We start from the raw sequence: 13590 nt of genomic DNA on the forward strand, positions 1-13590 counted from the left end.
TCAGCGCGTCCCGTTCCCGGACGCGATCGCCTCCACGCCTTCGAGAAGGGCGGCGAAGTCGGCCGCGTCGTTGTAGACGTGCGGTGACGCACGCACCACCGAGGGTATCCCCCGCGCGCCGAGATCCCATTGGCCGTGGGTCGCCGGCACCGAGACGACGCGCACGTTGCGGTCCGCCAGCGCCAGCGCCACCGCGCTGGCTTCGACGCCCTCGACGGTGAATGTGACGATGGCCGACGAAACCTCCGCGGGATCGGCGAGCGTGACGCCGTCGATCCCCGCCAGAGCCGAGCGCAGGTCATCTCCGGTGCGGCACAGCCACTCCTGCGTCTCGGTGACGCCGCGGTCCAGCGCTTCGCGGATGGCCGTTCCGAGCCCGAGGCGATTGGCCACCGACGACTCCCAGCTCTCGAAGCGTCGCGCCGAAGGGGTCAGTTCCCACTTCGCCGCTTCCGTCCACTGCGCTCCGCGGACATCGGGCGACAGGGGCAGCAGACGCTCGAGCAGCTCGGCGCGGACGTACGCGAACGCGGTGCCGCGCGGACTGCGCAAGAATTTGCGGCCGGTCGTGACGAGGATGTCGCAGCCCGCCTCGACGACGTCGGTGCGGAGGTGGCCGGTCGACTGCGTCGCGTCGAGGATGTAGGTCGCCCCGTGCGTGCGAGCCACCGCGCCGATCTGCGCAACCGGTTCGACCAGGCCCGAAGAGGTGGGGATGTGCGCCACGCTCAGAAGGGTCGGCCGGCCGTCGGAGAGCAGGGCGTCCAGCGCCTCGACGTCCACTCGCCGCGCCCCATCGACAGGAGCGATGACCAGCTCGATGTCGAGCTCGCGCGCCAGCGTCATGAGGTGCAGGGCGTGGCTCACGTACGTCGTGGTCGAGGCCACGATGCGGTCGCCCCGCGAGAGTCGCAGGGAGTCGAGCATGACGCGGAGCCCCGTCGATGCGCTGTCGAAGAGGGCGATCTCGGATGCTGTCGCACCGACGAGTTCGGCTGCTGCGGCGTAGACGTCATCGACGCGGTCGCGGGCTTGCGCCGCCGCTTCGTAACCGCCGCGTGCCTCCTCGAGTCGGAGGTGGTCGACCACCGTCGCAAGCACGCCGACCGAGGGTAACGCGGAGCCGGCAGCGTTGAAATGACGCGAGAGCGTCGCCCCCCGCGTGAGGAGGCGTTCGCGCTCGAGATCGAGGCGCGGCCGGGTGGCGTCCGTGGGTTCCGCCATGCCTGGCGCGGCATCCGTCGCGTCGACCGAACTCATCTCTTTCACGCCCTTTCCGAGGATCCAAAAGTAGCATATGTGGATCCAACCTTGATTCAGGCCGAGGAGACGTCATGCGCCGGAAACGAAGTTGCGTGATAATCGGAGCGCAACGTAAGCCGTTGCGGGCCCACCGGGCCACAAGATCTCGGTGGAGTGTGAGAGATGTCGGAGTCTCCCCGTGCAGCCCGCGGTTCTGGATCGTGGGCGTGACCCCGCGGCGGCTTCTTCATCCTCATTTCCTGTCAATCGGTACGAAATGAGAAGCAGATGGCACTGACAGCAACGATCGTGGTCGGCAATCCCAAGCCGAAGTCCCGGACCCTCAAGGTGGCCGAGACCCTGGTCGAGAAGCTCTTGACCCATGGCTCGTACGATCTCGAGATCATCGATCTGGCCGATCACACCTCCGAGATCTTCGCGTGGCCGTCGGAACGGATGGCCGCCCTGAACGCCCGCGTCGCGGAGAGCGATCTGGCGGTGTTCGCCTCGCCCACCTACAAGGCCAGCTACACCGGCCTTCTGAAGGCCTTCCTCGACCGGTATCCGGCGAACGGACTCGCCGGGGTCACGGCGATCCCGGTGCACACCGGTGGCGACCTCACGCACGCGATGGGGCCGACCGTCAACCTCGCGCCGCTGCTGGTCGAGCTGGGAGCGATCGTGCCCGGCCGCGGCTTCTACTTCGTCGCCGGGCAGATGGACCACCTCGATCAGATCGCCGGGCAGGCCGCCGCCGAGTACGCGAGCAACCTCGCGCGCCTCGCCGGGGTGGCCGCGCACACCCGCGCGGCAGCCGTGGCCCCTTCCCTCTCGCCCCTCGCGTGACGAATAGCGTGACCATGAGAAGCGAGAACACGCGCATGACCATCGCCCCGGAAGAGCCCGCCCTCCCGTCGCCCGAGGTCGATCCGCGGATCTTCCGCGACACGCTCGGGCACTACGCGTCGGGCATCACGATCATCAGCGGTATCGACGACGACGGGCCGATCGGCTTCACCTGCCAGTCCTTCTACTCGGTCTCGGTGGACCCCCCTCTGGTGTCGTTCAGCGTCATGACGACCTCTACGACCTACCCGCGCGTGCGCGAGACGGGTCGCTTCGCCGTCAACGTGCTCGCGCACGACCAGCACGCGGTGTCGAATCAGTTCGCCCGCAAGGGGACCGACAAGTGGGCGGGTATCGACTGGCGGCCGGCGCGTTCCGGCGACCCGGTGATCCTCGACACGCTCATGTGGCTGGACTGCGAGATCTGGGCGGAGCACGAAGCCGGCGATCATCAGATCGTGATCGGGCGCGTCATCGAGATGAGCCCGCCGGCGTGGCACAAAGAAGAGCCCTTGCTCTATTTCCGGGGGCAGTACCGGCACCTGCGGGAGGTGGCCTCCTAGTACCTCTCTTACGGGTGTGTGCGCGACCAGGCCTGCGTGGCCACCTGGACGGCATCCCAGGGCGACCCGAGCGGCGGGGTGTAAGAGAGGTCGAGATCCGAGACCTGCTCGACCGTGAGGCCTGCGAAGAGGGCGGTCGCGAACGTGTCGATCCGCTTGGCGGTCTCGGTACCGAGACGGCCGACCATCTGCGCGCCCAGGAGGAGCCTGCTCCGGGTGTCGCCGGTGATCCGGATGCTCAGGGGCTGCGCGCCGGGGAAGTACCGTTTGTGATCGTCGGCGATGATCTCCGTGGTGGCGGGCCGGTAGCCCGCGGCGAGGGCCTCGTGCTCGCGGAGCCCGCTGCGGGCAGCGACGAGGTCGAACACCTTCACAACCTGGGTGCCGACGGATCCGGCGAACTGCGCGGAGCCGCCCAGGGCGTTCTCGCCCGCGATGCGACCCTGCTTGTGCGCGGTGGTGCCGAGCGGCAGATACGTGCTGCCGAGGAGGACGTGGTGAGTGGTGACGCCGTCGCCGGCGGCGAACACGTGCGGGAGGCCGGTGCGCATCCGCTCGTCGACCACGACCGCGCCGCCCGCTCCCAGCCTGGCGCCCGCCGCCTCGAGGAGGGCCGTGTTCGGCCGCACGCCGACGACCGCCAGCACGAGGTCGGCGGTGTGAGTGACCGCCCGGCCGTCGCGTTCGGCGTGCACGGCGAGACCCGCGGCGGTCTTCTCCACGGAGCGGACGGTGGTACCGGTGTGCACGGTGACACCGTGCCGGACGACCTCGGCGCGGACGAGGGCGCCCAGTTCGGGATCGATGGTCGAGAGCACTTCGGGCCCGCGCTGCAGCTGCGTGACCTGGATGCCCCGCCCGGTGAACCCCTCGGCCATCTCGAGGCCGACATACCCGGCGCCGATGATGATCGCCGTCTTCGGATCGCGCTCGGTGAGGTGCTCGTCCAGGGCGAAGGTGTCTCCCATCGAGTGGATGACGTGGACCCCGTCGGCGGGGGTGAGCTGCTCGAGTCCGGCGATGCCCGCGTACGCGGGTAGGGCCCCGGTGCCGACGACGAGTTCGTCATAGCTGATCTGCGACTCCGCGCCGCTGATGTCGCGTACCGTCAGACGTTGCCCGCCGACGTCGATGCTCGTCGCGAGGGTGTCGAGGCGCAGGCGCATTCCGGTGGCTTCGAGGTCGGCGTGCGTGCGGTGCGCGAGCGACTGCCAGGGCTTCACGTCGCCGGAGAAGAAGTACGGGATGCCACAGATCGAGTAGTTCGGATACGCGTCGGCGACGACCACGGTCACATCGACGGTGGGATCGAGTTCGCGGGCGCGGAGCGCGGCGGAGATGCCGGCATCGCTGCCGCCGATGGCGACGAGGTGGGTCATGAGGCGTCCTTCTCGGGGTCGGTGAGGGTGTGCGAGACGGTGAGGTCGTCGGCCGCGGCGGCGGCGTGCGGGAACAGCAGCACGGCGAGCGCGATCCCGATGCCGCAGCCGACGAACTGGGCGGCGAGGAACGGCAGAACGGAGGTCGGCGCGATGCCGGCGAACGTGTCGGTGAACATGCGCCCGATCGTCACAGCAGGGTTCGCGAAGGATGTGGAGCTGGTGAACCAGTACGCAGCCCCGATGTAGGCGCCGACCGCTGCGGCGATGACAGGGGTGCTGCGGTGGGCACGGGCCAGGCCGATGATCAGGAGCACGAGCCCCGCTGTCGCGACGATCTCGGCGAGGAACGTCGCCGGGGTTGCACGGTTCGTCGTCGACAGCGCGGTCGGCGTGGCGAACATGGCGTTTGCCAGCACCGCTCCCCCGACCGCGCCGGTCACTTGAGCCAGCACGTACAGCCCGAGCAGCGTCAACGGGATGCCGGTGCGCGGGCGGTTCTGGCGGGGTCGTCCGAGGAACGCATCGGCGAGCGAGACGACGGGGTTGAAGTGCGCACCCGAGACCGGACCGAGGAGCAGGATCAGTACGGCCAGGCCGAGGGCGGTGGCGATCGAGTTCTCGAGGAGCTGCAGCCCGGGGTCGGTGGAGAGCCGGGATGCGGCGATTCCCGAACCGACGACGATCGTCACCAGCATCCCGGTACCGAGAAGTTCGGCACCGGCGCGGCGCAGCACGGCGATCGTGTTCATGAGATCCCATCTTGACGAGACGAATATATCTCAGTCAAGATTGAGTCAATGAACGCTGAGCGACTTTCTCTTGAGCGGCGAGCACGAAAGCACGCTGCGCTGGCAGACCCCGCGAGGCTGCGGATGCTCGACCTCCTCACCCTCGGAGACCTGTCACCGACGGAGCTGCGCGAAGACCTCGATCTGCCCTCGAATCTGATCGCCCATCACCTGAAGGTTCTGGCGCGCGAAGGCCTGATCAGCCGCCGACGGTCCGAGGGCGACGGCCGGCGCACGTATGTCACCCTCCTGCCGGACGGGCTCGCCGACCTCGACCCCGCGGCGAGCGCCGGTGCGCAACGAGTGGTGTTCGTCTGCTCCGCCAACTCCGCACGCTCTCAGCTCGCGCAGGCGTTGTGGAACGACGTCAGCGAAATCCCCGCGGTCAGCGCCGGCACACATCCCGCCGCCGCCGTGGCGCCGGGCGCTCTGGCGGCGGCCGCCCGGCACGGGCTGGACCTGACCGGCATCACGCCGCAGCAGATCGCGGGACTCGTGCGCGACACCGATTTCGTGATCACCGTCTGCGACCGGGCGCACGAGGAGTTCACCGCCGCCTCCGCGCACTGGTCAGTGCCCGATCCGGTGCCTGTCGCCACCGACGAGGCGTTCGAAGCCGCCTTCGCCGACCTCACCGCCCGCGTAGGTCGGCTGGCGCCGCGGTTGCTCGCGCCGGCCTGACCCGTCCCGACCGACGCCATCCCGACTCCAGCGTGGGCGATTTCTCGCGGGCGGGTGATGGTTGGCGTCGAACTGGCTCCTCGTCATCGAGGACTCGGGGAGAGGATTTCGGCCTCTGTCATCTCACGGTTGATCGGCTATCCAGTGGCGTAGCGCATCCAGAAGCGGTGCATCGATACGAGCCGGCTACAGGCAGAACTTGGCGTAGTCGTCGGGCGTGAGGTCGCGCGACTTGCTGACGATCAGGCCCTGACTGGCTCCATCAGGGGAATCGAAGGTGACATCGGTGAGGTAGAAGGTGTCGTTGCCGATCGTGGCCGTGAAGTCGCCGGTGACGGCGATGCGTGGGGGGTACTGCTCCATCCACGCCCACTTGCCCGGGTAGATCTGGGTGTCGTGGGCTTCGGAGTACGTCTTCGTCCACGACCAGGAGTGGCTGTAGGTGAGTTCGACTGCCACTTCGACGATCTTGAACAGCGTCCCGCCGATCGTGAGACTGCCGCCGACGGAGTTCGAGGAGCTCTCCTCGAAACCCCAGGCGAGTTTCACCGTGTCGATGCCCTCCGCCTTGCAGTTGAAGTGCTGGTTCTGTCCGATTATCCGCGGCTCTCCGGACGAACGCACCAGCTCCCCCTTCGGGACGAACGAGCAGGTCGCCAGCGGGGTGCCCGAGCTGCACAGGGCGTTGAGCAGATCCGCCTGCCGTTGCCGGTCGGCACCCGTGATCGTGTGAGTCGTCGGATCCTTCGTCGTGATGACCGCCGTAAATCCCTGCAGCGTGCACACCAGATCTGCAGGCACACTTGTGCACGTCAACTTCTGCAAGAAGTCCTGCACGAGAGCAGTCACGACCACCACGTGGTCCGGGTCGTCGCCGAACTGATAGAAGAAGTCCCCGCTATTGCTCTTCCCGAACCACCACGTAAGCGCAAAGTCTTCCTTCGACGCCGGGCCGAACGAGGTTCCCACCGGTGCAGGGCCGTTGTCATCGAACCAGAGCCCCGAGTTCCCGAACGACGAGACGGCTTTCGCACCGGTATAGGTCATTGTCTGACCAGTGGCGTTCACAACTTCAAAAGCAGAGGCGTACTTGACCGATACCTCTCCTGCTCCCGCATCCGCGGACGAAGAATTGAGCTCCGACGCCGATGCCGACGCGGGCGCCACGAAACCGAGCGTCATCGCGAGAGCGGTGACGATAGCGACACACCAACGCCGAGTCATCTGATTCATGGCGATAACGATATATTGACATACCAAGTTCTATATGAACGTTGTGTAACATCTTCGCGGCCTCGCCGCTGAGCACGGAGCGGGGGAAGCCTGTCCCGCGCGACGGCGATCCCGGGGCTCGAGCCCAGCGGGCCGACATGACAGCGACCGGACGATACGGTCCGCGGTGATGGCAGGCCACTTCGATCGAGGGCACGCGGACCGCGACGATATCGTCCAACCGCAACAGCCGCGCCAGACCTTAGCCATGCCGCCAATCCCTCTCTGCGAGGAGCGCCGTCAATCCATTCACCGTGCACGTGAGGTAGAACGGCACACTCGTGCCGGCTACAGGCAGTACTTGGCGTAGTCGTCGGGCGTGAGGTCGCGCGACTTGCTGACGATCAGGCCCTGACTGTCTCCATCAGGGGCGTCGAAGGTGACATCGGTGATGTAGAGCGTGACGTTGCCGATCGTGGCCGTGAAGTCACCGGTGACGGCGATACGTGGGGGGTACTGCTCCATCCACGCCCACTTGCCCGGATAGACCTGGATGTCGTGGGCTTCGGAGTACGTCTTCGTCCACGACCAGGTGTGGGTGTACGTGAGTTCCACGGCCACTTCGACGATCTTGAACAGCGTCCCGCCGATCGTGAGACTGCCGCCGACGGAGTTCGAGGAGCTCTCCTCGAAACCCCAGGTGAGTCTCACCGTGTCGATGCCCTCCGCCTTGCAGTTGAAGTGCCGGTTCTCTCCGATCATCCGCGGCTCTCCGTACGAACGCATCAGCTCCCCCTTCGGGGCGAACGAGCACGTCGCCAGCGGGGTGCCCGAGCTGCACAGCGCGTTGAGCAGATCCGCCTGCCGTTGCCGGTCGGCACCCGTGATCGTGTAACTCGTCGGGTTTTTGGTCGTGATCGTCGCCGTCAAACCTTGCACGGTACACACCAGATCTGCCGGCACACTCGAACACGACATCGCCTGCGCGAAGTCCTTCACGAGGGCGTTCACCACCACCACGTGATCCGGATCGTCACCGAACTGGTAGAAGAGATTTCCCGCATTGGTCGTTGCGAACCACCAGGTGAGCGCGAAGTCCTCCTTCGATGCGGGCACGAACCTGGTCCCGATCGCCGCAGGTCCGTTGTCATCGAACCAGAGCCCCGTGCTCCAAGAGGAAGCCACCGGCTCCGCCTTCAGGTAGATCATCGTCTGGACGGTCGCGTTGACGACCTCAAAGGTGGAGGCGTACTTGACCGATACCTCTCCTGCTCCCGCATCCGCATCCGCAGACGAAGAATTGAGCTCCGACGCCGATGCCGACGCAGGCGCCACGAAACCGAGCGTCATCGCGAGAGCAGTGACGATAGCGACACACCAACGCCGAGTCATCTGATTCATGGCGATAACGATATATTGACATACCAAGTTCTATATGAACGTTGTGTAACATCTTCGGGACTTCGCCGCTGAGCTCAGCGCGGGGGAAGCCTGTACACCCCCTGTGTATGCGCGTCGCCCCCATTGACCGAGCTCAGGGCTGATGCTTGCGTGGACGAGGGCCGGTCAACAGACCTGCACCAGAGCCTGCGAAGGAGAACCATGCCCGAGCTTCCCGTACCCACCGACGGCACGTCTATCAAGACCGCCCCATCGGCCGAGGCCCAGAAGGGCTCGACGACAGATACCGGCGCCCCCGCCCCCAGCGACCGCAACAGCCTGTCCGTCGGGGCAGACGGCCCCATCGTCCTGCACGACGTGCACTTCCTCAATCAGATGGCGCACTTCAACCGTGAGCGCACGCCCGAACGCAACGTGCACGCGAAGGGCTCTGGTGCATTCGGTGTGTTCGAGACGACCGAAGACGTCACCGCCTACACGAAGGCCGGCCTTTTCCAGCCGGGCGTGAAGACCGAGATGCTGGCCCGTTTCTCGACCGTCGCCGGTGAGCAGGGCTCGCCCGACACGTGGCGCGATCCTCGCGGCTTTGCCCTGAAGTTCTACACGGACGAGGGCAACTACGACCTCGTCGGCAACAACACTCCGGTGTTCTTCATCCGCGACACGATGAAGTTCCCGCACTTCATCCGCTCGCAGAAGCGTCGCGGCGGCAGTGGACTGCGCGACAACAACATGCAGTGGGACTTCTGGAGCCTCAACCCCGAGTCCGCACACCAGGTCACTTACCTGATGGGCGACCGCGGCATCCCCTCGTCGTATCGCAAGATGAACGGCTACGGCTCGCACACGTACATGTGGGTCAATGAGGCCGGCGAGAAGTTCTGGGTGAAGTACCACTTCCACAGCGATCAGGGGGTGGAGGGACTGACGGATGCTGATGCCACCCGGATCGCGGGTGAGGATGCCGATTTCCACCGCCGCGATCTGTTCGAGGCGATCGATCGGGGCGAGTTCCCGTCGTGGACGCTGTCGATGCAGATCATGCCGTACGAGCAGGCGAGGGACTATCACCTCAACCCGTTCGACCTCACGAAGATCTGGCCGCACCGCGAGTTCCCGCTCATCAAGGTCGGCACGATGACGCTCAACCGCAATCCCGAGAACTTCTTCGCCCAGATCGAGCAGGCGGCCTTCGAACCGTCCGCGCTGGTGCCGGGCATCGGATTCTCGCCCGACAAGATGCTGCTCGGCCGCGCCTTCGCCTACGCCGACACCCACCGCCATCGCATCGGGGCCAACTACCTGCAGCTGCCGGTGAACCGCCCGCACGTCGAGCTCAACACCTATACGCAGGATGGCCCGATGGCGTACGACCACCGCGGCGATGACCCGGTCTACGCCCCGAACTCGTTCGGTCGCGGGTACGCCGACAACGTCGGCGAGGTCGATCCCGGATGGGAGGCCGACGGCGCCATGGTGCGCCAGGCCTACACGCTGCGCCCGGACGACGACGACTTCTCGCAGGCCGGCGCGCTCGTGCGCGACGTCTGGAACGACCAGCAGCGGGCCGCGTTCGTCAAGACCGTCGCCGGGCACCTCCTCGGTGGGGTGAAGGGCGACGTGCTCGACCGCGCATTCGCATACTGGAAGAGCGTCGACCCCGTAACCGGTGCGCAGATCGAGGCCCTGGTGCGGAAAGACCCCGACCTCGGCGCCCCCGGCGCGCAGCCGGACGCGGCGAAGGCCGACGCCTCAGACCCGATCATCGAGGAGAACACGCACGCGGGCGCCTGAGCGTACAGCTGCGTGCGGCTCACCGACGCTCTGTGAGCCGCATGCAGAGGTCAGCCCCTGCCCAGGACGTATGCAATGAGGAAGGCGAGAAAGACGAAGGGCGCAAGGACCATGTGACACCTCCCTTGATGACGATATGTTGCATTCCAGTATATTTCACGGGAGGTGGGGCGCAGCGAACCGCCGATTGGCGAGGTCAGGTCCAGGCGATGCCGGCGAGAAGTCCCACAACCAAAAGCACGAAGAATCCGACAAGAGGCACGAAATGCTCCCTTCAATTAAGATATCCACGCATACTACTATGTGAATGCGCGCGGTTGAGTACATCCGTGAGCACACCGAAACCCTCGAGCCCTCTCACCACGAAGAACGGCGCACCCCGGCATCCCGGAGTGCGCCGTTCGGCGGTTCGAGTACTACTGCTGGATAAAGGCAAGCAGGTCGGGGTTGATGACATCGGCGTGCGTCGTCAACATGCCGTGCGGGTAGCCCTCATAGATCTTCAGGGTCGCGTTCCTGAGCAGCTCGGCCTGCTTCACCGACGCATCCTTGTAGGGAACGACCTGATCGTCGTCGCCCTGCGTGACGAGGACAGGCACCGAGATCGCCTTCAGGTCGTGCGTCTGATCGGTCTCGGAGAACGCCTTGATGCCTTCGTAGTGAGCGAGCGCGCTGCCCATCATGCCCTGTCGCCACCAGTTTGCGATCACCGGCTCCGAGACCGTTGCACCCGGCCGATTGAACCCATAGAACGGCCCCGCCGCCACGGCCTGGTAGAACTCGGCCCGGTTCGCGGCCAGCGCGTCGCGGAACCCGTCGAAGACCGAGATCGGAGTTCCCTCGGGGTTCGATTCGGTCTGCACCATCAGCGGGGGCACCGACGAGACGAGCACCGCCTTCGCGACACGTCCCTGCGGCTCGCCGTACTGCGCCACGTATCGCGCCACCTGGCCACCGCCGGTCGAGTGCCCGACGTGGATGGCGTTGCGCAGATCGAGGTGCTCGACCACCGCATTCGCATCGCTCGCGTAGTGGTCCATGTCGTGGCCGGTTGCGATCTGCGAAGACCGGCCGTGCCCGCGTCGGTCGTTGGCGATGACCCGATAGCCCTTCGCAAGGAAGAAGAGCATCTGAGCATCCCAGTCGTCAGCCGAGAGCGGCCAGCCGTGGTGGAACATGATGGGCTGAGCGTCGCGGTTGCCCCAGTCCTTGTAGAAGATTTCCGCGCCATCATCCGTGGTGACGAACGCCATGATCGACCTCCAGTTCATGCCGAGCCGAGCTCCGCTCGAGACGACGGTTGAGTGCCCCCTGCTTCCCGGTGAGCGGGAACGCGTACACGATATCGCCGGGCGCAGGCGCTCGGACTCCTACTTTTGTTCAGAGAATTCTGGGGGCGTGAGTTCCGTCGCTTTCGATGCACTAATATATAGGTGCGTCGGTATGCTGGTCCGATGCACCGATGCCGCAAGGCGAGTGAGGTCGATGTGTCTTCTTCTGACGGTCTGAGTCCACATGCCCGGTCCCGCGTGGTCGGGCCCCGTCGCCGCATCCGGCGGGCCGTTCTGGTCGCGGTCGCCGCGCTGGGATCCGTGGGGATCCTGGCTCCGATGTCCGCGATGGCCGCTCCGCCCGAACGAACCGTGGCGACGCCCCCGACGGTGACCGGCCCGAACCACTTTCCCGTGCAGGTCGTCAACGACACAGGGGTGTGGGACGACAGCGACATCTGGCTCACGGTGATCGGCCTTCAAGACGGTCAGTGGTCCTATCAGGATGCGGCCGGCAAGGTGCTGCCCATGAATTCCGCCGATGCCGCTGCACCCGGGCACTTCACGAAGGACGATGTCGACTACGCCGCGATGTCGTTCCCGCTGCCCGTCGGCGGGGGCACCGTGCTGAACGGATTCACAGACGGCGGCTCGCGCGTCTACGTGTCTCTCGGCGCCCCCATGTACATCGCCATCGCACCCGACAGCTCGGGATTCACCATCCCCGTCGTGACCGACCCGAGCAACCCGAACCATGACGGCGTCTGGGACTACTACGAGTACGCGTTCGAGGCGGGATCGATCGCCTACGGCGGCGATGTCGACATGGTCGATGCCATCGGGTTTCCCATGACGGCTGAGCTCGAGCAGCAATCGACCGGCATCTCCGAGTATCGGGGGATCACCGCAACCCTGGCGGATGTCCGGGAAGCAGTCGCCGCGCTCGGCGGAGGATATGCCGATCTCGTGCAGCCGAACCGGATCCTGAATCCGGCGAACTCGCCGACGTTTCTCGCGAGCCCCGAGGGGACCGCGATGAACAGCGCCGTCGACGAGGCGTGGGCCGCCTGGGCCGCCGGATTCAGCTACACCGAGGCACCCTATACGTTCACGGGTCGGGTCGAAGAGGACGGCAAGCTGCATCTGCAGACGACCGGGCCGAACGAGACCGGCGCCGTCGTGCTCCCGAAGCCCACAGCCGCAGAGGTCTTCAGCTGCGGTGCGGCGTTCTCACCGGGAGACATCAACGGCAACCTCCTCGGATCACGTCTCTGCGCCGCTTTCAACCGCGGCATCGCCCTGCAGCAGGACGCGTGGTTCGACACGGCGGACTACTACCCGCCCGGCGCGGTCGCGAACCGGTATTCGCAAGTCATCCATGAGCTATCGGCCCATGGGCTCGCCTACGGGTTCCCGTACGACGACGTGAACAGCCAGGGCAGCATCTCGATCCTGCCGAACACCGACGCACCGAGCGCGCTGACACTGACGCTCGGCCGGTGGGACGTGCTGCCGGCTCCCGCGGTCGACAAGTAGCGATCCGCGCGTCGAGTACGCTCACCCGACCAGCTCGTTGAGCGCCGTGTCGATGAGGGCGACCACCTCGATGGGGTGGGTCTGCATGACCAGATGAGGAGCGTCGAGCTCGACGATTCGGCGCGCGCCGGCGCGCTGGTAGGCAAACCTCTGCAGTTCGGGGCTCAGACTGCGGTCCGCCGAAGCGACGACGCCCCACGAAGGCCGGGAGCGCCACGCAGGCTCGACCACTGACTCCGTCAGGATCGATACCGACAGGGGACGCTGGGACACCGCCATCACCTCGAGCTCATCCGAGGGCGCCCCTTCGCCGAGGAGCTGCGGGAACTCGGCCACCTCGACGGTGATCTCGGTGCCGGAATCCCCGTCTCTGCGCCCGAATGCCGAGACGAGGTGGCGTGCGAGATCGGAGTCCGGGAAGCGATCGCGCAGCGCCCCGATGCTCTCTCCGCCGTCGAGCGCATACCCCGCGACGTAGACCAGCCCCACGACGTTGTGCGCGGCACCGGCCACCGTGATCACCGCTCCCCCATACGCGTGCCCGACCAGCAGCACCGGTCCGTCGATGCGCTCGACGAACCGCCTGACGTGGTCGCAATCGTCGACGAAACTGTGTCCGTCGACGGGGGGCGCGAACACCGTCCGTCCAGAGCCCAACAGACGCAGAGTGATCGGCCACCAGCTCGATGCATCCGTGAACGCTCCGTGGACGAGCACAACGGCGGGACGTGACGTCATCGGTGATCCTCGCGAGTTCAGGTGACCCTCACGCTAATGCGCGCCTCGCCCCGCCCACACGACACCAGGTTGCAGATGATTCGACGAATGTCGGTTGACACCACACGACGGGCTCAGCGGGCCGTGGAGGGACGCG

12 protein-coding genes are annotated in these 13590 nt (G+C 66.2%); 5 read left to right on the plus strand and 7 right to left on the minus strand.

All coding sequences use genetic code 11. The features are described 5' to 3' along the window. On the minus strand, positions 1 to 1260 hold the full coding sequence (locus F6B43_RS11685; RefSeq protein WP_150449099.1) for an aminotransferase class V-fold PLP-dependent enzyme: 1260 nt from the start codon (positions 1258 to 1260) through the stop codon (positions 1 to 3). Positions 1261 to 1530: 270 nt separating this feature from the next. Here F6B43_RS11685 and F6B43_RS11690 point away from each other — a divergent pair, with 270 nt between their 5' ends. Both F6B43_RS11690 and F6B43_RS11695 read left to right on the plus strand, forming a co-directional pair. Next, positions 1531 to 2088, plus strand: a complete 558-nt coding sequence (locus F6B43_RS11690) for an NADPH-dependent FMN reductase (RefSeq protein ID WP_211368120.1) — start codon at positions 1531 to 1533, stop codon at positions 2086 to 2088. Positions 2089 to 2123: 35 nt separating this feature from the next. Further along, complete coding sequence (locus F6B43_RS11695) at positions 2124 to 2651, plus strand: flavin reductase family protein (protein WP_150449100.1); 528 nt, start codon at positions 2124 to 2126, stop codon at positions 2649 to 2651. An 8-nt stretch (positions 2652 to 2659) separates the two neighbouring features. Here the strand turns inward: F6B43_RS11695 and F6B43_RS11700 are convergent, their stop codons facing one another. Then, on the minus strand, positions 2660 to 4030 hold the full coding sequence (locus tag F6B43_RS11700) for an FAD-dependent oxidoreductase (protein WP_150449101.1): 1371 nt from the start codon (positions 4028 to 4030) through the stop codon (positions 2660 to 2662). Beyond that, positions 4027 to 4782 carry an aquaporin gene (locus tag F6B43_RS11705; protein WP_150449102.1) on the minus strand — a complete coding sequence of 252 codons (756 nt, stop codon included), beginning with the start codon at positions 4780 to 4782 and terminating at the stop codon, positions 4027 to 4029. The genes F6B43_RS11700 and F6B43_RS11705 overlap by 4 nt, the downstream gene beginning before the upstream one ends. A gap of 48 nt (positions 4783 to 4830) precedes the next feature. On the opposite strand from F6B43_RS11705, the gene F6B43_RS11710 reads away from it, so the two are divergent. Continuing rightward, complete coding sequence (locus tag F6B43_RS11710; RefSeq protein WP_150449103.1) at positions 4831 to 5502, plus strand: arsenate reductase/protein-tyrosine-phosphatase family protein; 672 nt, start codon at positions 4831 to 4833, stop codon at positions 5500 to 5502. 186 nt (positions 5503 to 5688) lie between these two features. Here the strand turns inward: F6B43_RS11710 and F6B43_RS11715 are convergent, their stop codons facing one another. Both F6B43_RS11715 and F6B43_RS11720 read right to left on the minus strand, forming a co-directional pair. Beyond that, complete coding sequence (locus tag F6B43_RS11715) at positions 5689 to 6735, minus strand: hypothetical protein (RefSeq protein ID WP_150449104.1); 1047 nt, start codon at positions 6733 to 6735, stop codon at positions 5689 to 5691. Between the two features lie 327 nt (positions 6736 to 7062). Then, positions 7063 to 8115: a hypothetical protein gene (locus F6B43_RS11720; RefSeq protein ID WP_150449105.1), complete on the minus strand. Its 1053-nt coding sequence runs from the start codon at positions 8113 to 8115 to the stop codon at positions 7063 to 7065. 201 nt (positions 8116 to 8316) lie between these two features. On the opposite strand from F6B43_RS11720, the gene F6B43_RS11725 reads away from it, so the two are divergent. Next, positions 8317 to 9909, plus strand: coding sequence for a catalase (locus tag F6B43_RS11725; protein WP_150449106.1), 1593 nt, complete (start codon positions 8317 to 8319; stop codon positions 9907 to 9909). Positions 9910 to 10325: 416 nt separating this feature from the next. Here the strand turns inward: F6B43_RS11725 and F6B43_RS11730 are convergent, their stop codons facing one another. Then, on the minus strand, positions 10326 to 11162 hold the full coding sequence (locus tag F6B43_RS11730; protein ID WP_150449107.1) for an alpha/beta fold hydrolase: 837 nt from the start codon (positions 11160 to 11162) through the stop codon (positions 10326 to 10328). Positions 11163 to 11528: 366 nt separating this feature from the next. Between F6B43_RS11730 and F6B43_RS11735 the strand changes: the two genes are divergently transcribed. Then, positions 11529 to 12716, plus strand: a complete 1188-nt coding sequence (locus tag F6B43_RS11735) for a beta-1,3-glucanase family protein (protein ID WP_211368121.1) — start codon at positions 11529 to 11531, stop codon at positions 12714 to 12716. A 21-nt stretch (positions 12717 to 12737) separates the two neighbouring features. On the opposite strand, the gene F6B43_RS11740 is transcribed toward F6B43_RS11735, so the two are convergent. Beyond that, positions 12738 to 13454, minus strand: coding sequence for an alpha/beta fold hydrolase (locus F6B43_RS11740; protein WP_150449109.1), 717 nt, complete (start codon positions 13452 to 13454; stop codon positions 12738 to 12740). Positions 13455 to 13590: the final 136 nt, after the last annotated feature.

The organism is Microbacterium rhizomatis (assembly GCF_008710745.1).
Taxonomy (GTDB): Bacteria; Actinomycetota; Actinomycetes; order Actinomycetales; family Microbacteriaceae; genus Microbacterium; species Microbacterium rhizomatis.